The sequence below is a fragment of the Puerhibacterium sp. TATVAM-FAB25 genome (assembly GCF_046535855.1).
In the GTDB taxonomy this organism is placed as follows: Bacteria; Actinomycetota; Actinomycetes; order Actinomycetales; family Cellulomonadaceae; genus Puerhibacterium; species Puerhibacterium variabilis_A.
In genome coordinates this window covers 158,551-180,720 of the sequence record NZ_JAXUAK010000005.1, presented here as the reverse complement: position 1 = coordinate 180,720, position 22,170 = coordinate 158,551, and the positions used below count along the sequence as shown (strand labels likewise).

General features: G+C 76.6%; 23 protein-coding genes. 12 read left to right on the top strand and 11 right to left on the bottom strand.

The window, feature by feature from the left end:
• The first annotated feature begins 53 nt into the window (after window positions 1–53).
• From U5M74_RS07475 to U5M74_RS07460, 4 genes are all read left to right on the top strand, one after another.
• A complete protein-coding gene (locus U5M74_RS07475; protein WP_410907651.1) occupies window positions 54–1,535 on the top strand; it encodes an aminotransferase class I/II-fold pyridoxal phosphate-dependent enzyme in 1,482 nt (493 codons plus the stop codon).
• Window positions 1,536–1,581: 46 nt separating this feature from the next.
• Window positions 1,582–2,262 carry a histidine phosphatase family protein gene (locus U5M74_RS07470; protein ID WP_410907649.1) on the top strand — a complete coding sequence of 227 codons (681 nt, stop codon included), beginning with the start codon at window positions 1,582–1,584 and terminating at the stop codon, window positions 2,260–2,262.
• A 390-nt stretch (window positions 2,263–2,652) separates the two neighbouring features.
• On the top strand, window positions 2,653–3,156 hold the full coding sequence (locus tag U5M74_RS07465) for an FBP domain-containing protein (RefSeq protein WP_410907647.1): 504 nt from the start codon (window positions 2,653–2,655) through the stop codon (window positions 3,154–3,156).
• 111 nt (window positions 3,157–3,267) lie between these two features.
• A complete protein-coding gene (locus U5M74_RS07460; RefSeq protein WP_410907645.1) occupies window positions 3,268–4,014 on the top strand; it encodes an MBL fold metallo-hydrolase in 747 nt (248 codons plus the stop codon).
• A gap of 37 nt (window positions 4,015–4,051) precedes the next feature.
• Here U5M74_RS07460 and U5M74_RS07455 read toward each other — a convergent pair whose 3' ends face one another.
• Both U5M74_RS07455 and U5M74_RS07450 read right to left on the bottom strand, forming a co-directional pair.
• Window positions 4,052–5,095 carry a glucose 1-dehydrogenase gene (locus tag U5M74_RS07455; protein ID WP_410907643.1) on the bottom strand — a complete coding sequence of 348 codons (1,044 nt, stop codon included), beginning with the start codon at window positions 5,093–5,095 and terminating at the stop codon, window positions 4,052–4,054.
• The gene (locus tag U5M74_RS07450) at window positions 5,092–6,948 is read right to left on the bottom strand and encodes a glycoside hydrolase family 15 protein (protein WP_410907641.1); all 1,857 of its coding nucleotides are present in this window, start codon (window positions 6,946–6,948) and stop codon (window positions 5,092–5,094) included. The genes U5M74_RS07455 and U5M74_RS07450 overlap by 4 nt, the downstream gene beginning before the upstream one ends.
• A gap of 365 nt (window positions 6,949–7,313) precedes the next feature.
• Between U5M74_RS07450 and U5M74_RS07445 the strand changes: the two genes are divergently transcribed.
• From U5M74_RS07445 to U5M74_RS07435, 3 genes are all read left to right on the top strand, one after another.
• Window positions 7,314–8,324, top strand: a complete 1,011-nt coding sequence (locus U5M74_RS07445; protein ID WP_410907639.1) for a zf-HC2 domain-containing protein — start codon at window positions 7,314–7,316, stop codon at window positions 8,322–8,324.
• A 176-nt stretch (window positions 8,325–8,500) separates the two neighbouring features.
• A complete protein-coding gene (locus tag U5M74_RS07440) occupies window positions 8,501–9,439 on the top strand; it encodes an SDR family oxidoreductase (protein ID WP_410907637.1) in 939 nt (312 codons plus the stop codon).
• A gap of 126 nt (window positions 9,440–9,565) precedes the next feature.
• Window positions 9,566–10,432 (top strand): helix-turn-helix transcriptional regulator, encoded by an 867-nt coding sequence (locus U5M74_RS07435; protein ID WP_410907635.1) that lies wholly within the window; start codon window positions 9,566–9,568, stop codon window positions 10,430–10,432.
• Window positions 10,433–10,451: 19 nt separating this feature from the next.
• Here the strand turns inward: U5M74_RS07435 and U5M74_RS07430 are convergent, their stop codons facing one another.
• From U5M74_RS07430 to U5M74_RS07410, 5 genes are read right to left on the bottom strand one after another with little or no spacing between them, the layout of a single operon-like run.
• On the bottom strand, window positions 10,452–11,225 hold the full coding sequence (locus tag U5M74_RS07430; protein ID WP_410907633.1) for a hypothetical protein: 774 nt from the start codon (window positions 11,223–11,225) through the stop codon (window positions 10,452–10,454).
• Complete coding sequence (locus tag U5M74_RS07425; protein WP_410907631.1) at window positions 11,222–11,602, bottom strand: PadR family transcriptional regulator; 381 nt, start codon at window positions 11,600–11,602, stop codon at window positions 11,222–11,224. The genes U5M74_RS07430 and U5M74_RS07425 overlap by 4 nt, the downstream gene beginning before the upstream one ends.
• Window positions 11,603–11,604: 2 nt before the next feature.
• Window positions 11,605–12,084, bottom strand: coding sequence for a hypothetical protein (locus U5M74_RS07420; protein WP_410907629.1), 480 nt, complete (start codon window positions 12,082–12,084; stop codon window positions 11,605–11,607).
• 60 nt (window positions 12,085–12,144) lie between these two features.
• A complete protein-coding gene (locus U5M74_RS07415) occupies window positions 12,145–13,506 on the bottom strand; it encodes a cryptochrome/photolyase family protein (protein WP_410907689.1) in 1,362 nt (453 codons plus the stop codon).
• 52 nt (window positions 13,507–13,558) lie between these two features.
• The gene (locus U5M74_RS07410; RefSeq protein ID WP_410907627.1) at window positions 13,559–14,212 is read right to left on the bottom strand and encodes a maleylpyruvate isomerase family mycothiol-dependent enzyme; all 654 of its coding nucleotides are present in this window, start codon (window positions 14,210–14,212) and stop codon (window positions 13,559–13,561) included.
• Window positions 14,213–14,435: 223 nt separating this feature from the next.
• Here U5M74_RS07410 and U5M74_RS07405 point away from each other — a divergent pair, with 223 nt between their 5' ends.
• From U5M74_RS07405 to U5M74_RS07395, 3 genes are all read left to right on the top strand, one after another.
• On the top strand, window positions 14,436–15,833 hold the full coding sequence (locus U5M74_RS07405; RefSeq protein ID WP_410907687.1) for a hemolysin family protein: 1,398 nt from the start codon (window positions 14,436–14,438) through the stop codon (window positions 15,831–15,833).
• On the top strand, window positions 15,830–16,858 hold the full coding sequence (locus U5M74_RS07400) for a CNNM domain-containing protein (protein WP_410907625.1): 1,029 nt from the start codon (window positions 15,830–15,832) through the stop codon (window positions 16,856–16,858). Before U5M74_RS07405 ends, U5M74_RS07400 begins: the two co-directional genes overlap by 4 nt.
• A 151-nt stretch (window positions 16,859–17,009) precedes the next feature.
• Entirely contained in the window at window positions 17,010–17,606 is a 597-nt protein-coding gene (locus tag U5M74_RS07395) for a hypothetical protein (RefSeq protein WP_410907623.1), read from the top strand.
• A gap of 215 nt (window positions 17,607–17,821) precedes the next feature.
• Here the strand turns inward: U5M74_RS07395 and U5M74_RS07390 are convergent, their stop codons facing one another.
• Window positions 17,822–19,072, bottom strand: a complete 1,251-nt coding sequence (locus U5M74_RS07390; protein ID WP_410907621.1) for a glutamate--cysteine ligase — start codon at window positions 19,070–19,072, stop codon at window positions 17,822–17,824.
• A 114-nt stretch (window positions 19,073–19,186) separates the two neighbouring features.
• On the opposite strand from U5M74_RS07390, the gene U5M74_RS07385 reads away from it, so the two are divergent.
• On the top strand, window positions 19,187–19,726 hold the full coding sequence (locus tag U5M74_RS07385) for a DUF488 family protein (protein WP_410907619.1): 540 nt from the start codon (window positions 19,187–19,189) through the stop codon (window positions 19,724–19,726).
• A 136-nt stretch (window positions 19,727–19,862) separates the two neighbouring features.
• Window positions 19,863–19,985, top strand: coding sequence for a hypothetical protein (locus tag U5M74_RS07380; RefSeq protein ID WP_410907617.1), 123 nt, complete (start codon window positions 19,863–19,865; stop codon window positions 19,983–19,985).
• A 4-nt stretch (window positions 19,986–19,989) separates the two neighbouring features.
• On the opposite strand, the gene U5M74_RS07375 is transcribed toward U5M74_RS07380, so the two are convergent.
• From U5M74_RS07375 to U5M74_RS07365, 3 genes are read right to left on the bottom strand one after another with little or no spacing between them, the layout of a single operon-like run.
• Window positions 19,990–20,673: a cation transporter gene (locus U5M74_RS07375; RefSeq protein WP_410907615.1), complete on the bottom strand. Its 684-nt coding sequence runs from the start codon at window positions 20,671–20,673 to the stop codon at window positions 19,990–19,992.
• Entirely contained in the window at window positions 20,670–21,032 is a 363-nt protein-coding gene (locus U5M74_RS07370) for an ArsR/SmtB family transcription factor (RefSeq protein WP_410907613.1), read from the bottom strand. Before U5M74_RS07370 ends, U5M74_RS07375 begins: the two co-directional genes overlap by 4 nt.
• A gap of 58 nt (window positions 21,033–21,090) precedes the next feature.
• The gene (locus U5M74_RS07365) at window positions 21,091–22,071 is read right to left on the bottom strand and encodes an arsenic resistance protein (RefSeq protein ID WP_410907611.1); all 981 of its coding nucleotides are present in this window, start codon (window positions 22,069–22,071) and stop codon (window positions 21,091–21,093) included.
• Window positions 22,072–22,170 lie beyond the last annotated feature (99 nt).

The window sequence follows — 22,170 nt, the reverse complement described above, 5'->3', positions numbered from 1 at the left end:
GACCGGGGTCACGATCGAGGCGACCTGACCCCGACCGCCCGGAGGTGTCACCCGTGGACCACGCCCGCGTGCCCGTCATCGAGGCGCTGGAGGAGTTCCGCCGGCGCGGCGACGTCGTGCTCGGCCCGCCCGGCCACCGGCAGGGGCGCGGCGCCGACCCGCGGGTGCTGGAGGTGCTCGGCGAGGGGGTGTTCGCCTCCGACGTGCTCTCCCTCAACGGCCTGGACGACCGGCGCCAGTCGCAGGGCGTGCTCGAGCAGGCGCAGGAGCTCATGGCCGACGCCGTGGGCGCCGACACCTGCTTCTTCTCCACCTGCGGCAGCTCGCTGTCGGTGAAGACGGCGATGCTCGCGGTCGCCGGGCCGGGGGAGAAGCTCCTGGTGTCGCGCAACGCGCACAAGTCGGTGATCGCCGGCGTCATCATCAGCGGCATCCAGCCGGTGTGGGTGCACCCGCACTGGGACGAGCGCCTGCACCTGGCGCACCCGCCGGAGCCCGAGGACGTCGAGCGCGCGCTGCGGGACAACCCCGACGCCAAGGGCATGCTGCTGATCTCGCCGACGGACTGGGGCACCTGCGCCGACATCCGCGGTGTGGCCGAGGTGTGCCACCGCCACGGCGTGCCGCTCATCGTCGACGAGGCGTGGGGCGCCCACCTCCCCTTCCACGACGACCTGCCCGAGTGGGGCATGAACGTCGGCGCCGACCTCGTGGTCACGAGCGTGCACAAGATGGGCAGCGCCGTGGAGCAGAGCTCGATCTTCCAGCTGCAGGGCGACCGCGTGGACCCTCAGGTGCTCAAGCAGCGCGAGGACCTGCTGGGCACCACGAGCTCCTCCAGCCTCGTCTACGCCACGCTCGACGGCTGGCGCCGGCAGATGGTCGAGCAGGGCAAGGAGCTGCTCGACGCGGCGATCGCCCGGGCAGGCCGGATCCGCTCCACCGTCGGGGGGCTCGACGGGATCGACGTCATGGGCCAGGAGGTGGTCCGGCCCGGCGGCGCGTTCGAGCTCGACCCGCTGGTGCTGACGATGGACGTCCGTGGCCTCGGGATCACCGGCTACCAGGCGGCCGAGTGGCTGCGCGCCCATCACCACGTGGACATGGGCTCGGCGGACACGTGCCGGGTCAACGGCCGGCTCACCCACGGCGACGACGACGAGGCCGAGCGCCGGTTCGTCGAGGCGACGCGGGCGCTGGCGGAGCACGCCGGCGAGATCGAGCGGTCGCCGGCGGTGGCGCTGCCGCCGCCCGGCGCGCTGGAGCTGGAGACGGTCATGTCGCCGCGCGAGGCGTTCTTCGGCCCGGCCGAGCAGGTGCCGGTCGCCGAGGCGGTGGGGCGCGTCGCCGCGGAGATGGCCAGCCCGTACCCGCCCGGCGTGCCCGTGCTGGCGCCGGGCGAGCGGATCACCCGCGAGGCCCTCGACTACCTCACCACCGGGGTGGAGGCGGGCATGCTCGTGCCCGACGTCGCGGACCCCGCGCTGACCAGCATCCGGGTCGTGGAGCGGCGGGCGGAGCCGACGGCGTCGTGACGCCTGCGGTGGGCGGCCGGTCGCCGGTCGCTGCGAAGATGGCCGCATGCGCCTCCACCTCGTCCGCCACGGCCAGACCCCGTCCAACGTCGGCTACTTCCTCGACACGCTCGAGCCGGGCCCCGGTCTCACGGAGCTGGGGCACCGCCAGGCCGCCGCGATCCCGCGCGTGCTCGGCGACGCCGGGATCGAGGCCATCTGGGTGTCGACGCTCGTGCGCACGCACCTCACGGCCGCCCCGCTCGCGCAGCACCTGGGCCTGACCCCGCGTGAGCACGCCGGGCTGCGGGAGATCGCGGCGGGCTCGCTGGAGATGGCGAACGACGACGCCTCGGCGCAGAAGTACCTCTCGGTGGCGCTGGGCTGGGCGGACGGCGCCCTGGACGTGCGGGTGCCGGGCGGCGAGGACGGCACCGAGGCGCTCGGCCGGTTCGACGCCGCGATCGAGGAGGTGGCGGCGTCCGGGGTCGGCACGGCCGCGGTGTTCTCCCACGGCGCGATGCTGCGCGTCTGGGCGGCGGCCCGGTGCGCGGAGGTCGACCTCGGCCTCGCGGCGCACGCCCCCCTGTCGAACACCGGCGCCGTCGTGCTCGACGGCGAGCCGGGCGCGTGGCGGCTCGTGTCCTGGCACGCGGAGGCGCTCGGCGGCGCGCTGCTGGACGACGCCGCGACCGACGGCGTCGCCGGCGAGGTCGTCGGCGAGGTCGTCGAGGGCGTCGAGGACTGAGGCCGGTCCCGCCGGCGAAAACCGGCTGACCCGTCGCGTGCCCGGGCGTACGATCGACGGCGGGGCCGCGGCGCGACAGCGCGCCGCACGAAGGGCCCGGACCCCGGCACGAGCGAGGAGAGGCGATGCGTCAGGGCACCGCGGGACGCGAGGTGGCCGTCCAGGCCTGCTCGGCGACCCGGTCGGCCCGCGCCACCCTCTGACCGGCACGCTCGCGCGCACCGGCGGCCACCCCGTCGCGCGCCCCGGCGCGGCAGGGAGGCGCGGCTCCGCCCTGCCCCGCCGCCGGCCCGCACCCGCGCGCCCGACGACGACGCCCTGCGTCACCGTCGCGCGCCGCGGTGCCCCTGACGCCCCGGCGGCTCCGAACGACCGGAAGCCGAGAACCCCATGACCCCGCTGACCGAGAAGCAGATCCGCGCGTCCTTCGTCAACGCCTCCAAGCGCGAGGTCGCGCAGGCCACGCTGCCCGACCTCGACGCCGTCGACTGGGACCGCACCGACTACCTGGGCTGGCGCGACCGCAAGGCGCCGCTGGCCGCGTACGCCGTGCTGGAGATCGACGGCGAGCCGGTCGGCGTGCTGCTGCGCGCCGCCGACCGCTCCGGCCGCGTCCGGCGCAAGTCGCTGTGCGCCTGGTGCGAGGACGTCGTCGCCACCGACGACGTCTCGCTGTACGTCGCGCGCCGCGGCGGCGCCGCCGGCCGCCAGGGCAACACGATCGGCACGCTGATCTGCACCGACTTCCGGTGCTCGGCGAACGTGCGGCGCACGCCGACGAGCGCGGAGGCGGGCAACGACCCCGCCGTGCGCGAGCTGATCGTCGAGCGGCGCGTCACCGGCCTGCGCGAGCGCTCCCGCCGGTTCGTCGAGGAGGTGCGGCGCACCCGCTGACGCCGCGGCCGTCGTGGGCGGGCGCCGCGCCGCCGCGCGCGGCACCCGCCCACGCTGCAGGCACCGCGACACCCGCCTAGCGTGAAGCGATCCCGTCCCGCTGGAGGTCGCATGCTGCCGATCGAGGTCGCCGCCAACGTCCACCGCATCGAGCACGCCTACGTCAACGTCTACCTGGTGAGCGACGAGGACGGCCGCGTGCTGATCGTCGACACGGGCCTGCCGGCCGCCTGGCCCCTCATCGGCCGGGCGCTGCGCGAGCTCGGGCACACGCCCGACGACGTGGCCGCCGTCGTGCTCACCCACGCCCACTTCGACCACACCGGCAACGCCGCGCGCATGGTCGACCGGCTCGGCGTGCCCGTGTGGCTGCACCCGGACGACGCGCACGTCGCGGCGCACCCGTACCGGTACGCGCACGAGAACGTGCGCGCCCTGTACCCGGTGAAGTACCCGGCCGGGGCGAAGATCCTCGGGGCGATGATGCGCGCCGGGGCGTGGAAGGTGCCGGGCGTGCACGGCCTCAAGCCGGTGGTGCCCGACGCCGTGCTGCCCGTGCCCGGGTCGCCGCGGGTCGTCTTCTCGCCGGGGCACACGAACGGGCACTGCGCGCTGCACCTGCCCGACCGGGACGTGCTCATCACCGGCGACGCCCTGGTGACGCTCGACCCGTACACCGGCGAGCGCGGCCCGCAGATCGTGGCCGGCGCGGCCACCGCGGACAGCGCCGAGGCGCTGCGGTCGCTCGACGTGCTGGCCTCCACCGCCGCCCGCACCGTGCTGCCGGGCCACGGCGACCCGTGGCTGCACGGGATCGGCGCCGCGGTGGAGAAGGCGCGCGAGGTCGGGGCGCACTGAGCGCGACCCGAGCGGGCGAGCGCGACCCGAGCGGGCGTCAGAGGTCGATCACGACCTTGACGTCGCCGTCGCGCTTCTCGAAGGCCTCGGTGGCGCGCTCGAGCGGGACGCGGCGGGTGATGATGCGGCCCAGCCAGCCGACGTCGGCCGCGGCCAGCGCCTCGGCGGCGCCGCGGAAGTGGTCGAGGTTGGCGTTGACCGTGCCCACCACGGCGTCGTTCTCCAGGACGAGCTCGCGGTTGATGGCGCCGGCGTCGATGCGCAGGCGGTGGCTGGACGTGACGCCGGTGAGGCAGGTGACGCCGAAGGCGCGGGTGGCCGCGACGGCCTCGAAGACCACCTCGGCCGCGCCGGTGGCCTCGATGACGACGTCGGCCTGCACCGCGTCGGCCACCTCGGCCACGGGGTCGCTGTGGTAGGTCGCCCCCAGGCTGCGCACCAGCCCCGGCTTGGGGCCCGAGGTGCTGTGGTCCACCACGTGCACGTCGAGGCCGCGCTGCACGCCGATCAGCGCCGCGAGCAGCCCGATCGGGCCCGCGCCGGTGATCAGCGCCCGCTCCGGCTCGAACCACGAGCGGCCGCCCACGGCGTCGACCTGCTGCCACGCCTTGGCCACCACCGTGGTGGGCTCGAGCAGCACGCCCACCTGCTCGAGCGACGGGTCGAGCCGCACCGCGTAGTCCGCCTCGACCGTCCAGCGCTCGCCGGCGTACCCGTGCAGGTCCTTGATGCCGCGCTCGGTGAACCGCCCGTTGCGGCACATGTCGAAGTGGCCGCGGGCGCAGGCGCCGCACGGGACGGGGTCGGGGCGGCGCACGACGCCGACCACGAGGTCGCCCGGGGAGAAGCCGCTGCCCTCGGGCGCCGCCAGCACCCGCCCCAGCGACTCGTGGCCGATCACCAGCCGCTCGTCGCCGGCCGGGGCCGAGCCGTACTCACCGTCGGCGATCTCGCGGTCGGTGCCGCAGACGCCGACGGCGATGCCGTCGACCAGCAGCTCGCCGTCGCCCGGCTCGGGCTCGGGCACGTCGGTGACGGCGAGCGATCCGGGCTTCTCCGGGACGACCGTCAGGGCTCTCATCGGCGCTCCTCGGCTCGGGGGGCGTGCGGGTCGCCGTGGCTGCCCGCGGCGCGGTCGACGCGCTCGGGGACCTCGGTGGCGGGCACGGTGCCGCTGAGGTGGCGCGCCGAGTTCACCAGGCCCACGTGGCTGAACGCCTGCGGGAAGTTGCCCACCTGGCGGCCCGCCGCCACGTCGTACTCCTCGGCGAGGAGGCCGAGGTCGTTGCGCAGGCCGAGCAGCCGCTCGAAGAGCTGCTCGGCCTCCTTCTCGCGCCCGATGCCGTGCAGGGCGTCGGCCAGCCAGAAGCTGCACGCGAGGAACGCGCCCTCGGTGCCCGGCAGGCCGTCGACGCGGCCGTCGGCGTACGGCGCGTAGCGCAGCAGCAGCCCGTCCTCGCTCAGCTCGCGCTGCACGGCCTCGACGGTGCCGACCACGCGCGGGTCGTCCCACGGCAGGAAGCCGACGGCGGGGATGAGCAGGAGCGCCGCGTCCAGGCCCTCCGAGCCGTAGAACTGCGTGAACGTGTTGCGCTCGGGGTCGAAGCCCTTGGCGCACACGTCGGCGTGGATGCGGTCGGCCAGCGCCCGCCAGCGGTCCACCGGGCCGTCGAGGACGGCGTGCCGGGACGCGGCGCGGGTCACCCGGTCGACGCCGACCCAGGCCATGACCCGCGAGTGCACGAACGGCCGGCGGGGGCCGCGCACCTCCCACAGCCCGCTGTCGACGTCGTCCCAGTGGCCCTCGAGGAAGTGCAGCAGCGCCTGCTGCAGCGTCCACGCGTCGTCGGTGGGCGCGAGCCCCGCCTCGCGCGCGACGTGCAGGCAGTCGAGCACCTCGCCCCACACGTCGAGCTGGTGCTGGCTGACGGCGGCGTTGCCCACGCGCACGGGCCGCGAGCCCTCGTAGCCGGGCAGCCAGTCGACGGTCATCTCGGGGATGCGCCGCCGCCCGTCGATCCCGTACATGATCTGCAGGTCGGAGGGGTCCCCGGCCACGGCGCGCAGCAGCCACTCGCGCCACGCGCGCGCCTCGTCCAGGTACCCGGTGCCCACCAGCGCCTGCAGGGTCAGGGCGGCGTCGCGCAGCCAGCAGAACCGGTAGTCCCAGTTGCGCTCGCCGCCCAGCATCTCGGGCAGCGACGTCGTGGCCGCCGCCGCGATGCCGCCGCTGGGCGCGTAGCTGAGCGCCTTGAGGGTGATCAAGGAGCGGCGCACGGCCTCCGGCCAGCGCCCGTCGTACCGGGCCTGCGCCATCCAGTCGGTCCAGAACCGCTCGGTGTCCTCCAGCAGCCGCTCCGCGTCGCGGCGGACGGGGGTCGGCTCGAAGGACTGGTGGTGCGTGAGCACGAACGGGACCCGCTGCCCGGCCGACACCTCGAACCGGCCGTGCAGCACGCCGCCGCGCTCGCGCGTGACCGCCACGGGCGTGTCCAGCGTGACCGCGTCCGGCCCCGCGACCGCGGTGACCGGGTCGCCCACCGTGACCCACGGCTCCACCGAGCCGTAGTCGAACCGCAGGCGCAGGTCGCACTCCATCGGCACGCGCCCCGACACGCCCTCGACGATGCGGACGACGTCGGCGACGTCGTCGCGCGGCGGCATCACGTCGATCACGCGCACCGTGCCGTCCGGCGTCGTCCACTCCGTCTCGAGGACCAGCGTGTCGTCGCGGTAGCGACGGGTGGTGCACGGCCCGCCCGACGCCGGCGCGAGCCGCCACGTCCCGTGCTCCGGGCCGCCCAGCAGGGCGGCGAAGCAGGCGGGGGAGTCGAACCGGGGCAGGCTCAGCCAGTCGATCGCGCCGTCGCGCCCGACGAGGGCGACGGAGTGCAGGTCGCCGACGATCCCGTAGTCCTCGATGCGCTGCGCCACGCGTCGAGTCTGGGCCGGGCGCGGGGCGCCTGCACGGCAGACGGCGTGGTCAGCGGCCCGCGAGGCTCGTCGCGGGGCCGAGGAACGACGCGGTCGCCGCGCCGCCGGAGGCGAAGCTCCGCACCGGGGCGGGCGCCGGAGACGACGGCGTCCTGCCGGGGGTGGCGGGCGCTCGGTCCCTGTCGCCTGCGCCACTCGCGCGCGGCGTCACGATCGCGCGTCCGGGGCGTCTAGGCAGGTGTGAACCACTCGCGCGCCCACGCCGCACGGCCACCGGCGACGCTCCTGCGCGGCGGGCGCCCCACCGCGCCCGCGCGCGCCGGCGCACGCACCGGCGAGGGCGCCCGCGGCGGGGAGGTGGCCCGGTGACGCTCACCGTCGCGAGCGACCTGGACGCCGAGCACGACACCGCGACGGCGTCCGACGAGGCCCTCGTCCGCCTGGCGGGCCGGGGCGACCGGGTGGCCCACGCCGAGCTGTGGCTGCGGCACGGGCCGGCGGTCCGCGCCGTCGCGAGCCGGGCCGGCGACGGGGCCGATGCCGAGGCGGTCGTCCAGGAGGCGTTCGCCCGGACCGCGCTGGCCCTGCGGCGAGGGCTCCCCGCGGCGGTGCCCTTCCGCCTGCACGCCTACGAGACCGTCCGCGAGGTCGCCGCCGGCCGGGTGGGCGGGACGCCGACCGGGCCCGGCGCGCCCGCGCCCGGCGACGACGGTGCCGCTGAGCCGGCGCCCGAGCCGGCACCCGAGCCGGCACCGGGGCAGTCCCCGCTCGCCCGCGCCTTCCGCTCGCTGCCCGCCCTGTGGCGCTCGACCCTCTGGTACCTCGACGTGGAGCAGGCCCCGGCGCGGTCCGTCGCGCTGTGGGTCGGGGTGCCACCGGCCGACCTGCCCGTGGTGGCACGCACCGCGCGTGCGGCGCTGCGCCGGTCCTGGGTGCACGCCCAGGCGTGCGCGTGGGGCAGCGAGACCGTCTGCGCGACGACGGCCGTGCGGATCTCGCGGTACCTGCGGGGGGAGCTGCGGACCGAGCAGAAGGGGGCGCTCGAGGCGCACCTCGTGGGGTGCGACCGCTGCGCGATCGTGCTGGCCGAGTACCCCGACGTCGCCCAGCACCTCGAGCTGGTGCTGCTGCCCGGCGTGCTCGGGGCGGGGGCGGCCGAGCAGGACGACGACGGCGCCGGCGGCCCGCCGGCCCCGCTCCCTCCCGCGCCGGAGGCACCGGCCGCGGCCGTGGACCCCCGCGGCGCCGACCTTCCCGTCCCCCTCCCCGTCCCCGCGCCTGGCTCGCCGCACCGAGCTCGCCGTCGGGCCCGGCGACGACGACACGGCGGGGGAGAGCACTCTCCCGGGTCGTGCGTACGCCGTCGCCGTCCCTGACGAGCCACACCGCCTGGCCGCCGGCCCCCGTGTGGTCCTCCGTCGGCACGCCGTGGGCCCGCTCCCAGGGACCGGCGGTCCGCGGGTGAGCCGTCCCTGAACGCCCCGCGCGCGGGGGACCAGCATGGGGAGCACCGACCACGCGGGCCGCGGCCCGCCGACCCGAGGAGCTCCCCGTGCCGAAGACCATCGACATCCCCGTGCCGGACCTCACCGGGAGGCGCGCGCTCGTCACCGGCGCCAGCGACGGGATCGGGACCCACGTCGCGGCCCGGCTCGCGCGGGCCGGGGCAGAGGTCGTCATGCCCGTGCGCGACCCGGCGAAGGGCCAGGCCGCGGCGGAGCGCGTCCGCGAGCGCGTCCCGCACGCGCGGCTCGACGTGCGGGCCCTGGACCTGTCCTCGCTCGCCTCGGTGGCCGAGCTCGCCGACGACCTGCGGCGGGAGGGCCGTCCGCTGCACGTCCTCGTCAACAACGCCGGCGTGATGACGCCCCCGAACCGCCGGGTCAGCGCCGACGGGTGGGAGCTGCAGCTCGCCACCAACCACCTCGGCCACTTCGCCCTGACCGTGCGGCTGCTGCCGCTGCTGCGTGCCGGCAGGGCCCACGTGACCAGCCAGGTCAGCGTCGCGGCCAACCGGGGCGCCGTGCGGTGGGACGACATCGGCTGGGTGGACGGCTACCACCCGATGAAGGCCTACGGCTCCTCGAAGATCGCGCTCGGCCTGTTCGCGATGGAGCTCCACCGCCGGAGCGTGCGGGAGGGCTGGGGCGTGCGGAGCAACCTCGCGCACCCCGGCGTCTCGCCCACCAACCTGCTTTCCGCGCAACCGCTGCTGGGCCGGCCGCGCGACACCGCCGAGGTACGGCTCATCCGCGCGCTCTCCCGCCGCGGCATCCTCGTCGGCACCCCGGAGACGGCGGCGCTGCCGGCGGTGCACGCCGCCACCAGCCCGGACGCGCAGGGTGGCCGCCTGTACGGCCCGCGCGGGCTCGGGCACCTCGGCGGCGCCCCGGCCGAGCAGGCGCTGTACCCGCCGCTGCGCAGCGCTGAGGACGGACGCCGGGTCTGGGAGCTGTCGGAGCGGCTGGCCGGCGTGACCGTCGCGGCCTGACCACCCGTCCCGGCCGACCTGGAGCCAGGGCCGGCGCGGAGCCAGGGCCGACGTGGAGCCAGGGCCGCGGAGCCAGGGACGGGCGGTCCCTGGCTCCGCGGGCGGCGGGCAGGGAAGACTCGGGGCGTGGACAGAGAGCAGCTGGCCGACTTCCTCCGCCGGCGACGCGAGGCGCTGCAGCCCGAGGACGTCGGGCTCGGCCGGGGGCCGCGCCGCCGCACCGCCGGGCTGCGCCGCGAGGAGGTCGCCGCGCTGTGCGACATGTCGGTGGACTACTACAGCCGCCTGGAGCAGCGCCGCGGTCCTCAGCCGTCCGAGCAGATGCTCAAGGCGATCGCGCGGGGCCTGCGCCTGACGCTCGCCGAGCGCGACCACCTGTTCCGGCTCGCCGGGCACACCGCCCCCGCTCGCGCGTCGAGCGGCGACCACGTCTCGCCCGGACTGATGCGGATCCTCGACCGGCTGGCGGACACGCCCGCGCAGGTGATGACCGAGCTCGGCGAGACGCTGGTGCAGACCCCGGCGGCGCGGGCGCTGTTCGGCGACGAGACGCGCCACGAGGGCTTCGTGCGCAGCGTCGTCCACCGCTGGTTCACCGACCCGGCGAGCCGCGACGTCTACCCCGCCGAGGACCACCCGGTCCATGCCCGCGCCTTCACCGCCGACCTGCGCGCCGTCTACGCCAAGCAGGGCCCGCGCTCGCGCGCGGCCGCGCTGGTCGAGGCGACGCTGGCCGCGAGCCCCGAGTTCGCCCGGTTCTGGGAGGCGCACGAGGTCCCCGCCACCCACGCGCGGCAGAAGCGGCTGCAGCACCCCGAGGTGGGCGTCATGGAGCTGCAGTGCCAGCTCCTGCACGACCCCGACCAGGGGCACTCGCTCCTCGTGCTCACCGCGACCCCCGGCACGGAGAGCTACGACAGGCTGCAGCTGCTGTCGGTCATCGGGGCGCAGCTCGTCGCGTCGACCACCGGGAGCGGCACGCCGGCCCGGTGAGACGGCGGTCGCTCCGCGGTCAGCGCGTCGCGGCCCACCAGCTCACGGCGACCAGCACGGCGGTGCCGACCGGTGCGGACAGGGTCGCGACCAGGGCGGCCCCGCGCCGGCGGGGCGGGCGCGCCTGCTCCGCCAGCGGCGGCGTCACCGGGTCGTCCGCCAGCTCTCCGGGCCGCAGGTTCCACGCGGCCACCGCGAGCACCGCGAGGGAGCCGACCAGCAGGACCGGCAGCGCCGGCAGCACGACCGCCTCGCGCGTGCCCAGCGCGAGCTGAGGGGAGACGACGACGGCGATGCCGGCCATGGCGACGAACCACGCGCGCACGGGGCGCGCGAGGACGGTGCGCAGCACCGGGTCGAGGTGGCGGACCGTCGCGAGCACGGCGCCGACGCCGAGCGCGAGCGCCGCCAGCGTGCCCCACGTGAGCCCGAACGGCCGACCGGTGGCCACCGCGGGCGTCGCGGTGACCGCGAGCATGATGCCGACGAGCGAGACCGCGCCCGGCACGAGGGTCCGCAGGACCGCTCGCGGGGACTGCGCCTCGGCCCTCGGCAGCTCCAGGGCCCGGGCGTAGGCGGCCGGGTCCCCGAACGCCGCCGTCGCGCTCTCGCCGCTCTCGGCGCAGTGCGACTCGACCTCCGCGATCGCGTGCCCGATGTCGGGGCCGCCGACACCCTGGAGGCGCAGCTCCAGCAGGAACGTCTCGGCCCAGCCGGGCTCGACGTGGGGTGCGAGCTCTCGCTCGAGCTCGTACCGGTGCTGGGCCGCCCGCTGCTGCAGCCGCGTGATCATCGCTGTCCCCCCTGGTCGCCTGCGTCGGTGGTGCCCGGGCCGGCGCCGTGCGCCACGAACCTGCTGGTGGCCCGGGCGAACGCCAGCCACTGCGCCGAGCGCTCGTGCAGCACGGCCCTCCCGGCGTCCGTGAGCTCGTAGTACTTGCGTCCCGGCCCGCCCTCGCCGGGGCGCCAGTCGGTGCTCACCCAGCCGGCGCCCTCGAACCGCTTGAGCAGCGGGTAGAGGGTGCCGCCCTTGGTGGCACCCAGCCCGCCGTCGGTCAGCGCGGCCGTGATCGCGTAGCCGTACGTCGGCCCGTCGGCGAGCACGCGCAGGACGCAGACCTCGAGCACGCCGCGCAGCCAGTCGCTCGGCCACGGCAGCGTCTCGTCCACGACTAGATAGTTACACCAACTAGCAAGAATCTCAAGCTACTGACCGGTGAGGCGTCGTCGACTCGGTCCAGTCGCCGTCCCGGCGCCGGCCGTCGATCGTCAGAGTCGGGGTGCCGAACCCGCCCTGCGGGTTCTCCAGGCCGGCGTCGCCCTGCCGCCTGCGTGGCGGAGGCGACCCGCTGCCCGCAGGTGTCCACGGCCGTGCCGTCGGCGATGCCGTCCGCGACCTCCTGCGGCACGCCCGCCCCGGCCGCGACGTCGGCGAGCCGGTCGTCCGTCATGCCCGCGGTGTTCTCCGCCGGCTGGCCGGCGAAGCACATGCAGTCGTAGCAGACGCCCAGCTCGGGCGCGCCCTCGGTGGTGGTGCCCGCGGCCCGGTCGGTGCCGACGGGGATGCCGCCGTCGGCGCGGGCCGTCGACGGCGCCTGCGCGACGTCGGCCAGCGGCACCTCGTCGAGCTCGAAGCGCTCGGCGCTCGTCACCCTGCAGCACGGGGGAGGGGGACGAGCACGGCGGCCGCGCCGCCGGCCGCTCGCGAGGGTTCAGCGCCGGGCGCGCTCGAAGTCGGCGAGCGCGACCCGGCGCTCGTGCGCGTGGTCGACGATCGGCGCGGGGTAGCCCGCCGGCGGCGGGTCGAGCCGCCACGGCTGGTGCACCCGGGCGCCCTCGACGTCCCGCAGCTCGGGCACCCAGCGGCGCACGTAGTCGCCGTCCGGGTCGAACCTCGCCCCCTGCGTCACGGGGTTGAACACCCGGAAGAACGGCGCCGCGTCGTGCCCGCTGCCCGCGACCCACTGCCAGTTGAGCTGGTTCTGGGAGACGTCGCCGTCGACCAGGTGGGCCATGAAGTGGGCGGCCCCGCGCTGCCACGGGACGTGCAGGTCCTTCACGAGGAACGAGGCGGTGACCATCCGGACGCGGTTGTGCATCCACCCGACCCCGAGGAGCTGGCGCATGCCGGCGTCGACCAGGGGGTAGCCCGTGCGGCCGGCCGCCCAGGCGTCGAACGCCGCGTCGGCGGCAGGGCCGGTGGCCCACGCGTCGTCGGGGACGACGGTGCGCAGCGGCTCCGTGCGGGCGTCGGGGCGGTGGTGCAGCACGTCGGCGTGGAACTCCCGCCAGGCGAGCTCGGACCGGTACGTCGCGACGGCGTCGCCCGGGACGCCGCCCGCCTCGGCCGCCGCGAGGTCGGCGAGCAGCGTGCGCGGGTGGACCTCGCCCCAGCGCAGGTGCACGGACATGGCCGAGGTGCCCGCGAGGTCGGGCCGGTCGCGGCGCTCGCCGTACCCGGCGAGGCCGTCGCGCACGAACGCGTGCCAGCGCCGACGCGCGGCCTCCTCGCCCGCGCGCGGCAGGCGCGCGGTGGTCGGCGGCGCGGCCGGCACCTCGTCCGAGGGCAGCGCCGCCCACGGGACCTCGCGCGGCCGGGGCGCCGGCGCCCGCCAGCCGTGCGTCAGCCAGGCACCGCGGAAGGGCGTGAAGACCTGGAACGGGGCCCCGGATCCGGTCAGCAGCCGGCCCGGCGCGACGGCGTAGGGGGACCCGGTGCGGACGAGCGGCACGCCGTCGTCCGCGAGGGCCCGCTCGACCGCGGCGTCGCGCCGCCGACCGTACGGCTCGTGGCTCGCCGCGACGTGCACCGCGGACGCCCCGGCGGCTCGCACGACGGCGGGGACGACCGACCGCGGGTCGCCCCGGCGCACCACCAGCCGCCCGTCGCACGCGGCGTCGAGCGCGGCGAGCGACTCCACCAGGTAGGCGACGCGGTTGGCCCCGCCGCTGCGCCACAGCGCGTCGTCGAGCACGTACAGGCCCACCACCTCGGAGCCGTCCGCCCGGGCCGCCTCGACGGCCGCGACGAGGGCGGGGTTGTCCGCGAGGCGCAGGTCTCGGCGGAACCACATGACGGTCGTCGGCACCCGTCCACGGTAGCCACAGGGCGGCCGCGCCGCCGGGTCAGGCCGGCGCCCGGCGCTCGGCCGAGGAGCCACCCACCCGCCGGGCGAGCTCCGGCACCCCGGCACCCGTGAGCTCCCCCAGGTGCGACGGCCGGCCCGCCATGGTCATGACCAGCGCCAGCAACGGGCCCCGGACCTCGGGACCGGAACCGTGGCGGAACCCGGCGTCGGACGCCACCAGCGTCAGCCCGCGCACCAGCGACCTGCTGTTCACCGCGAAGTCGCGCGTCGCGAAGAACCGCGCGACCACGAGGAGCCCCGCGGGGTCGACGCGGTGCGTCAGCCCCAGGGGACGACGGACGTCCTCGGCGTGGACGACGAGCTCGCCCAGCCCACCCGGGCTGTCCGCGAACGGCAGCGCGATCGGGCCCACGGCGCGGAACCGGTCGAGGGTCTCCTCCGGCGTGGCGCCACGGAACGCCTCGAGCAGACGCCGGTTGTGCACGTCCGCGTCGAACCGTGCCCGCACCATGCTGCGGGTCCAGGCCCCCATGCCCGTCCGGGCGGCCGCCCCGAGGTGCGCGACGACCTCCTCGACGTCCCACCCGGTGCAGAGCGTGGCCGAGCGCCACTGCTCCGGCCCGAGCTCCTGCAGGTCCGCCACGAGCGCCGCCCGCTCGCGCTCCTGGATCCGGGAGAGTCGCTCCGCCACGGCCTGGAGACTAGCCGGGCTCCGGCGGGAACCTCCGGCGCCACGTCTGCGTTGGATGCAGGTGCCGGGCGATCCGGCGAAGATCGAAGAGCGTAGGGCCGACGACGAGGGGCCTCCTCCGGGGCCCCTCTCACTGTGGAAGGACCATGGACACCAGCAGTAGTACCGGGCCCAGGACGGGCGATCATCCTCGAACCACGCGTGGCGGGCGGGGGTGGACCTCGTGACCTGGGTGCTGTCGCTGCTCGTCGGCCTCGTGGTGATCCTCGCGATCACCGCCGCGACGGGGTACTTCGTCGCGCAGGAGTTCGCGTACATGGCCGTGGACCGGTCCCGCCTCGCGGCGCGGGCCGAGGCCGGTGACGCCTCCGCGCGCCGTGCGCTGGCGGTGACGAAGCGCACGTCGTTCATGCTCTCCGGGGCCCAGCTGGGCATCACCATCACCGGGCTGCTCGTCGGCTACGTCGCCGAGCCGCTGGTGGGCGAGGCGCTCGGCACCGCGCTGGGCGGCGTCGGCGTGCCCACGGGGGTGGGCGTCGCGATCGGCACCGTCGCGGCGCTGCTGCTGTCCACCGTGGTGCAGATGCTGTTCGGCGAGCTGTTCCCGAAGAACCTCGCGATCGCCCGCCCCGAGCCCGTGGCCACCTGGCTGGCCCGGTCCACGCAGGTGTACCTCGGCGCGCTGGGCTGGCTCATCGCGGTGTTCGACGCCGCGTCCAACGCGCTGCTGCGGCTGCTGCGGATCGAGCCGGTGCACGACGTCGAGCACTCCGCCACCGCCCGCGACCTCGAGCACATCGTGGCCGACTCGCGCGCCAGCGGCGACCTGCCGGACGACCTGTCCGACCTGCTGGACCGCATCCTCGACTTCCCGCGCCAGGACGTGGAGCACGCGATGATCCCGCGCGCGCAGGTCGATACCGTGCGCGAGGACGACACCGTGGGGCAGGTGCGCGAGCTCATGGCCGCCGGCCACTCGCGCTACCCCGTGCTCAGGGACGACGACGTCGTCGGCGTCGTGCACCTCGTGGACGTGCTGCGCCGCCCGGTGGCCGACGACGCCCCGGTCGGCGCCGTGCTGCGCCCGGCGCTCGTGCTGCCGACCACCATGGCCCTGCCCGACGCGCTGGCCGAGCTGTCGGCCACCCGCAACGAGATGGCGTGCGTGCTCGACGAGTACGGCGGCTTCGTCGGCGTGCTCACCGTGGAGGACCTGGCCGAGGAGCTGGTCGGGGAGATCACCGACGAGCACGACGAGCCCGAGCCTGACGGCCTCGCCCCGAGCGACGACGGCGTGTGGGTGATGGACGGCGACGTGCACGTCGACGAGGTGGAGCGCGCCGTGGGGCGCGACCTGCCCGAGGGCGACTACGAGACGATCGCCGGCCTGGCGATCGCCGTGCACGGCGCGTTCCCGGAGCCCGGCGACGTCGTCGAGGTGGCGCTGCCGGACGACCCGGCCGACCTGGCGCTGCCCGAGCCGCCGCCCGCGCGGGCGCTGCGGGTCGAGGTGCTCGAGGTCGAGCGGCACGTGCCCGCGCAGGTGCGCGTGACGGTCGTCGAGCGTGACGCCGAGACCGATGACGGCAAGACCGAGCAGGACGCGGAGGAGGCCCGATGAGCAACCCCTGGGTGGTCGCCGGCGCGACCGTCGTCATCATCGCGCTCAGCGCGTTCTTCGTCGCCGTCGAGTTCGCGCTGCTCGCGGCCAAGCGGCACCGCCTGGAGGACGCCGCGGCGTCGAGCCGCTCGGCCCGCGCCGCGCTGCGCAGCTCCACCGAGCTGACCGTGCTGCTGGCCGGGTCGCAGCTGGGCATCACCGCCTGCACCCTGGCGCTCGGCGCGATCACCAAGCCGGCCGTGCACCACTGGCTCACCCCGGTGTTCGAGTCCTGGGGCGCCGCGGCCTGGCTGGCCGACGTGGCCGGGTTCGTCCTGGCGCTGATCATCGTGACCTTCCTGCACCTCGTGGTCGGCGAGATGGCGCCCAAGTCCTGGGCCATCGCGCACCCGGAGACGTCGGCGACCCTGCTGGCGCTGCCCATGCGCGCCTTCATGGCCGTCACCCGCCCGGTGCTCGTGGCGCTGAACGAGGCCGCGAACTGGTGCCTGCGCCGCGTCGGCGTCGAGCCGACCGGCCAGGTGGCCTCGGGCCGCAGCCCGGAGGACCTGCGCCACCTCGTGGAGCACTCGGCCAACGTGGGCGCGCTCGACCCGGCCTACTCCGAGCAGCTCTCCGGCGCGCTCGACCTGCGCCGGCTGACCGTCGCGGACCTGCTGCGCGAGGGCGGCGACCTGGTGTCGGTCGGCGGCGCCGCCACGGCGGCCGACGTGCGTGAGGCGGCCGACCGTTCCGGGCACCTGCGCATCCTCGTGCGGCCCGACGGCGCCGCCGCGCCCACCGGCGTCGTGCACGTGCGCGACACGCTGCTGCTCGACGACGCGGCCCCGGTCGCGGGCCTCGTGCGCGAGGCGTTCGTGCTCGCGGCGGACACGCCGCTGCACACGGCCCTGACGCGGATGCGCGAGACGAGCAACCACCTCGCGCTCGTGCACCAGGCGTCCGGCGCGGTCGGCGTGGTGACGCTGGCCGACGTCCTGGCGCGGGTCTTCCCGCGCACGGTGGCCGGGCGGGTCGCCGCCTGACAGGCTCTGGCCCGCTGGCGGCACGAGCGCCCGGCGGCGACCTTCACCCGCTCCGGTGCGCGCAGCCTCCACGAGCCGCCGCACGGATGCCCCTAGGTTCGCCGTCGGGTGGTGAGGGGGCGGTCCCCGCACGAGACGTCAGGGGGCCCACGTGCGCAGGATGCGGCTGCTCGGCGGCGCCGGCGCGGCGGCCGTGCTCGTGCTGGTCGCCGTCGCGGTGGACGCCGGGGCGGCGGACGACGGCGTCGACCTCGGCTCGTGGACGCCGGCCCCCGCCACGCTCGCGGTCGACGGCACCACCGGCGCGGCGCACCGGTGCGCGAGCGCGGCCACCGACGCGGAGACCGTCCTCGCCGAGCAGCGCGGGTCCTTCCGGCTCCTGGTGAGCGTCGACCACGCCCACGTCAGGAGCTGCCTCCTGGCCGGAGACGCCGTCGTCGCCTCGGTCGTCGGCCCGCCCGCCACCGCCCCGGGCCCCGGCTCCGCGGGCGTGTCGGTCCTCGGGTACGCCGGGGCGGCGGTCGACCGGGACCACGTCACGGTCACCTACGGCTACGCCGGCGGTGACGTCGACGCCGTCGTCGTCGCGCGCCCCGACGGCCTGGACGTCGAGGCCACGGTCACCGACGGCTGGTGGGTGGCGTGGTGGCCCGGCGTGCCCGAGGACGACGCGGTCCTGCGGGTCCTCGGGCCCGAGCCCGCCTCGACGCCCCTCGTCCAGGCCTACCGGCGCTCGCAGGCGCAGTAGGCCACCGCACCACGACCTCAGGAGGCTTCGCGTGCGCGCAGTGCGACCCGACATCGAGCCGGACCGGGAGGACGGCACGGCCGGCACGGCCGCCGGTGTCCTCCCGCCGGAGCCGCCCGGCCCGCGCTCGAGCAGGTGGCACTCGACCCCTGGACGCCGGTGCGGTCACCGTCGGGCCGCGGCCGGCCTCGGCCCGGGCCGAGCCGCCCGGCCCCTCACGGGACGCCGTCGCCCTCCGGCTCCGGGGTGCCCAGCCGCACCGCGGTGTCGATGACGTCGGTGAGGTCGTGCCGCCGGGCGAAGGCCTCGCGCTGGCGCTGCGCGCCCGGGCCGTCCTGGAGGATCTGGGCGACCACCGCCTGGACCTGCTCGTCCTCGCCGTACTCGTCCAGCACGGGGCGCAGCAGGTCGAGCAGGTCGGCGACCACGTGCCCCGCCGGGGTGGGCCGGCCCGTGGCCGGGCTGACCAGGTCCCCCTCCACGCCGAACCGGCTGGCGCGCCACGACCACGCCCGCAGCTCCGTGACGCCCGCCGGGTGCGGCGGCACGCCCTCGCGGTGCTGCCGGCACGCCGTCTCCACCAGCGCGCGGATCATCGTCGCCACCACCCCGGCCTGGACCGGGTCGAGGCAGACGTCGGCTACCCGGACCTCGATCGTGGGCCACGGGACGGACAGGCGGGCGTCGTAGTAGAGCATGCCGTCGTCGAGCGCGACGCCGGAGCGCAGCACGGCCTCCATGCACCGGTCGTAGGCCTCGACCGAGCCGAAGACCTCGTACGCGCCCGCCGTCGGCCACCGTGTCCACGCCTGGTAGCGGTAGCTGGCGAAGCCCGACTCGACGCCGTACCAGAACGGGGAGTTGGCGCTCAGGGCGAGCAGCACCGGCAGCCAGACCCGGATCCGGTCGAGAGCCGCCACGCCCTGCTCCCGGTCGTCGACCGCCACGTGGACGTGGAACCCGCAGGTGAGCTGCTCGGCGGCGAGGATCCCGACGTGCCGCTGGATGCGCCGGTAGCGCGACTCGGGCACCAGGTGGGGCAGCCCAGCGGAGACCGACGTCGCGATCGCCACGGCCCGGCCGCCGACCGCGCGGGCGGCGCCGTCGGCGAGCCTGCGGCCGGTGCGGATCGAGGCGATCTGGTCGGTGAGGGAGGTCTGCGGCGGGCCCACCACCTCGATCTGCTCCTGCTGCAGCTCGAGGGTGAGCCGGTGCCCGCCCGGGGCGTCCGCCAGATCCGAGGACACCGCGCCCACCTCCGCCCGGGCCGCCGGCTCGCCGGCCGGCTCCGCGCCGACGCGATCCTCGCCGGCGAGCGCGGGCGCACCGGCGGGCACGCCCGCCGCCTCCGCGTCGTCGAGGGGGCGCGTCGCCCGCTGCACGGCGTCCTCGCTGGCGGCCAGCGGCTGCCGGCTGCGCGCGTCGACCAGCAGCAGCTCTTCCTCCACGCCGAACGTCCGGACCATGGCAGCCGCTCCCCTTTTCCGACCTCTTCCCATGGTCCGCGCACGGCGGCCCGGTCGCAGGGGCGGCACGCCGTCCCGGCTGCCGCGCCAGCGTCCCGCTCCTACCGTGGGCGCATGGCGGACGGGGCGACGGTGTGGACGGTGTGGACGGTGGGGCACTCCACGCGCTCCCTCGACGAGCTCGTCGCGCTGCTGCGGGCGCACGGCGTGCAGCGGGTGGTCGACGTGCGCACCGTGCCGCGCTCGCGGCGCAACCCGCAGTTCGCGCAGGACGTGCTCGGCCCGGCGCTGCGGGAGCACGGCCTGGGCTACGAGCGGGCGCCGGCCCTGGGCGGGCTGCGCCGCCCGCGCCCGGACAGCGTCAACGGTGCCTGGCGCAACGCGTCGTTCCGCGGCTACGCCGACCACATGCAGACGCCGGAGTTCGCCGAGGCCGTCGACGCGCTCGCGGAGCGGGCACGGGACGAGCGGCTGACCGTGATGTGCGCCGAGGCGGTGCCGTGGCGCTGTCACCGCTCGCTGGTCGGCGACGCGCTGCTGGTCCGCGGCGCCGAGGTGCTCGACATCATGTCGCCGACGACGGCGAAGCCGCACACGCTCACCTCGTTCGCCCGCGTGGACGGCACGCGGGTCTGGTACCCGCCGGAGGGCTGAGCGCGGCATACCCCTGGCGCCACCCGGTCCGCCCTGCCAGGCTCCACCCGACCGACATCGTCGACGGAGGGGACCACCGTGCAGCTGCAGCAGATCGGACGGCGTTCGCGGCGGCGCCGAGGTGCTGAAGCCCCTGGTGACGGAGCCGTGGGGGCAGCGCAGGTTCCAGGTGGCCGGGCCCGCCGGGCTGGTCGTCGAGCTGGTGCAGCAGGTCGCGCCCGACCCGGAGTGGTCGGCCGCGCAGGGCCTGAGCGTCTGACGCCTCAGCGCCCGGCGTCGTGGCCGTCGCGGTGCTCGCGGTCGCTCGCGACGATCTCCGCCAGCGGCGTGCCGCAGGCGTCGCCGTGCCATGCCTCGACGCCCTCCTTGACCGCCCGTGCGGCGATGACCAGCGCGGCCACCGGGTCGGCCCACCACCAGCCGAGCGCGCCGTGCAGCAGCAGGCCCGCGAGCAGCACGGCGGACAGCCACGCGCACAGCAGGGTCTGGCGGGAGTCGGCCACGGCGGACGCCGAGCCGAGCTCGCGGCCCGTGCGTCGCTCGAACCACGCCAGCGCGGGCATGACGGCGAGGCTGACCGCGGCGAGCACGATGCCGACGGTCGAGCGGTCCGGTTCGACGCCGCCGAGCAGGGCGCGGGCGGCCTCGACGGTCACGAACGCGGCCAGCGAGAGGAACGTGACGGCGATCAGCCGCATCGCCGTCCGCTCCCGCGCCTCGGGGTCCCGGCCGGCGAACTGCCAGGCGACCGCCGCGGCGGAGAGCACCTCGACCACCGAGTCGAGCCCGAAGCCGACCAGGGCGCTGGAGGACGCGGCCCGCCCGGCCGTGAGGGCGACCGCGGCCTCGACGACGTTGTAGGCGATGGTCGCGGCGACGACGGCGCGCACGCGCCGCTGGAGCGTGCGGCGCCGGCCGGGGGAGAGGGGGCTCGCGGCGGTGGTCATGCGCAGGTGCAGTCCGGGCCGCAGCAGGCGGGGTCGACGGCGAGCACCAGCCGCAGCAGGTCGCCGAGCGCGGGCGCCAGGTGCGGGTCGGTGAGCCGGTACCACGTGCGCCGGCCCTCGCGGACGCCCTCGACGAGACCGCAGCCGCGCAGGCAGGCGAGCTGGTTGGACATCACCTGCCGCGAGACGCCGAGCGCGTCGGCGAGGTCCGACGGGTAGGCCGGCGCCTCGCGCAGCGCCAGGAGGATGCGCGCGCGGGTCGCGTCGGACAGTGCGTGGCCCAGCCTGGTCAGCGCCGCGGTGTGCGTGAGGGTCACCGCCGGCGGAGCCGCGGAGGCCTGTACGGAGAGAGTCGTCATCGCCGTGACGGTACAGCCAAACCTGTATCCACGGAACCCTGTACCGAAGCATCGCCGGTCACCGGGCACGGCCGACCGCGCCGTCGCGCACGACCACCGGGACCACGCGCACCAGCACGACCATCGCGACGAGCTCGACGAGCGTCTGGGTCACGACCGCCAGCGGCGCGAGGTCCAGCGCGTCCGGCAGGGCGAGGGCGAGCGGCAGGACGACCAGCGAGTTCCGGGTCGCGGTCGAGAACAGGACCGCGCGCCGGGCGGGCACGTCGAGCCGTGCCGCGCGCCCGGCGAGCGCCCCCACGACGGCGGCGAGCACGGCGAACGCGACGTAGACGGGCACGGCGCGCGCGAGGTCGGCGACCCGCGCGCCGACCGCCGCCACCTGGGAGCCGACGACGACGGCGAGCGTGGCCACCATCAGCGGCACCATCGCTGCCGCCGCCCCGTCGACGACCGCGCGGCCGGCCCGGTGCCGGCGCGCCAGCGCCTGCACGGCCGCCGCGGCGGCGAGCGGGAGCACGACGAGCAGGCCGAACGCCGCGAGGAACGGGCCGGCCTCCACCACCGTCACCACCTCGGCGCCGGCGAACAGCCAGAGGTAGACCGGCAGCAGGAGCAGCTGCGCCACCATCAGCAGCGGCGCGGCCGCGAGGAGCCGGGCGCGCGACCCGCCCGCGAGCCCGGTGAACACGACGACGTAGTCGATGCACGGGGTGAGCAGCACCAGCAGCACGCCGAGCAGCAGGCCAGGGTCGTCGGCGACGAACCGGGAGAGACCCAGCACGAGCACCGGCACCGCGACGAAGTTGGCCGCCAGCACCGTCACGAGGAACCGGACGTCGCGGGAAGCCCGCCCCACCTCCACGAGCGGGACCCCCAGGAACGTGGCGAGCAGCAGGAGCGCCAGCACCGGGGTGACGGCGTGCTGGAGCGTCGGCGCGACCTGGGGCGCGCCCAGCCCGGCGAGCGCGCCGCCGCCGATGGCGGCCAGGTACAGGGGCACCTGCCGGTCGTCCCACCAGCCGACGAGCCGGCTCACGGGCTCACCTCGCCCGGCCGAAGATCCGCACGGCCGCACGGTAGCCGGTGCGCCGTGCCCACGACCGCCCCGACGAACGCTGTTACTCTCGCACCGACG

Coding starts and splice junctions, on each gene's coding strand:
- U5M74_RS07370 (WP_410907613.1), bottom strand. CDS start 21,032: ATGACGACTCTCTCCGTACAGGCCTCCGCGGCTCCGCCGGCGGTGACC.
- U5M74_RS07430 (WP_410907633.1), bottom strand. CDS start 11,225: ATGATCACGCGGCTGCAGCAGCGGGCGGCCCAGCACCGGTACGAGCTC.
- U5M74_RS07375 (WP_410907615.1), bottom strand. CDS start 20,673: ATGACCACCGCCGCGAGCCCCCTCTCCCCCGGCCGGCGCCGCACGCTC.
- U5M74_RS07385 (WP_410907619.1), top strand. CDS start 19,187: ATGGCGGACGGGGCGACGGTGTGGACGGTGTGGACGGTGGGGCACTCC.
- U5M74_RS07465 (WP_410907647.1), top strand. CDS start 2,653: ATGACCCCGCTGACCGAGAAGCAGATCCGCGCGTCCTTCGTCAACGCC.
- U5M74_RS07415 (WP_410907689.1), bottom strand. CDS start 13,506: ATGTGGTTCCGCCGAGACCTGCGCCTCGCGGACAACCCCGCCCTCGTC.
- U5M74_RS07460 (WP_410907645.1), top strand. CDS start 3,268: ATGCTGCCGATCGAGGTCGCCGCCAACGTCCACCGCATCGAGCACGCC.
- U5M74_RS07390 (WP_410907621.1), bottom strand. CDS start 19,072: ATGGTCCGGACGTTCGGCGTGGAGGAAGAGCTGCTGCTGGTCGACGCG.
- U5M74_RS07400 (WP_410907625.1), top strand. CDS start 15,830: ATGAGCAACCCCTGGGTGGTCGCCGGCGCGACCGTCGTCATCATCGCG.
- U5M74_RS07470 (WP_410907649.1), top strand. CDS start 1,582: ATGCGCCTCCACCTCGTCCGCCACGGCCAGACCCCGTCCAACGTCGGC.
- U5M74_RS07455 (WP_410907643.1), bottom strand. CDS start 5,095: ATGAGAGCCCTGACGGTCGTCCCGGAGAAGCCCGGATCGCTCGCCGTC.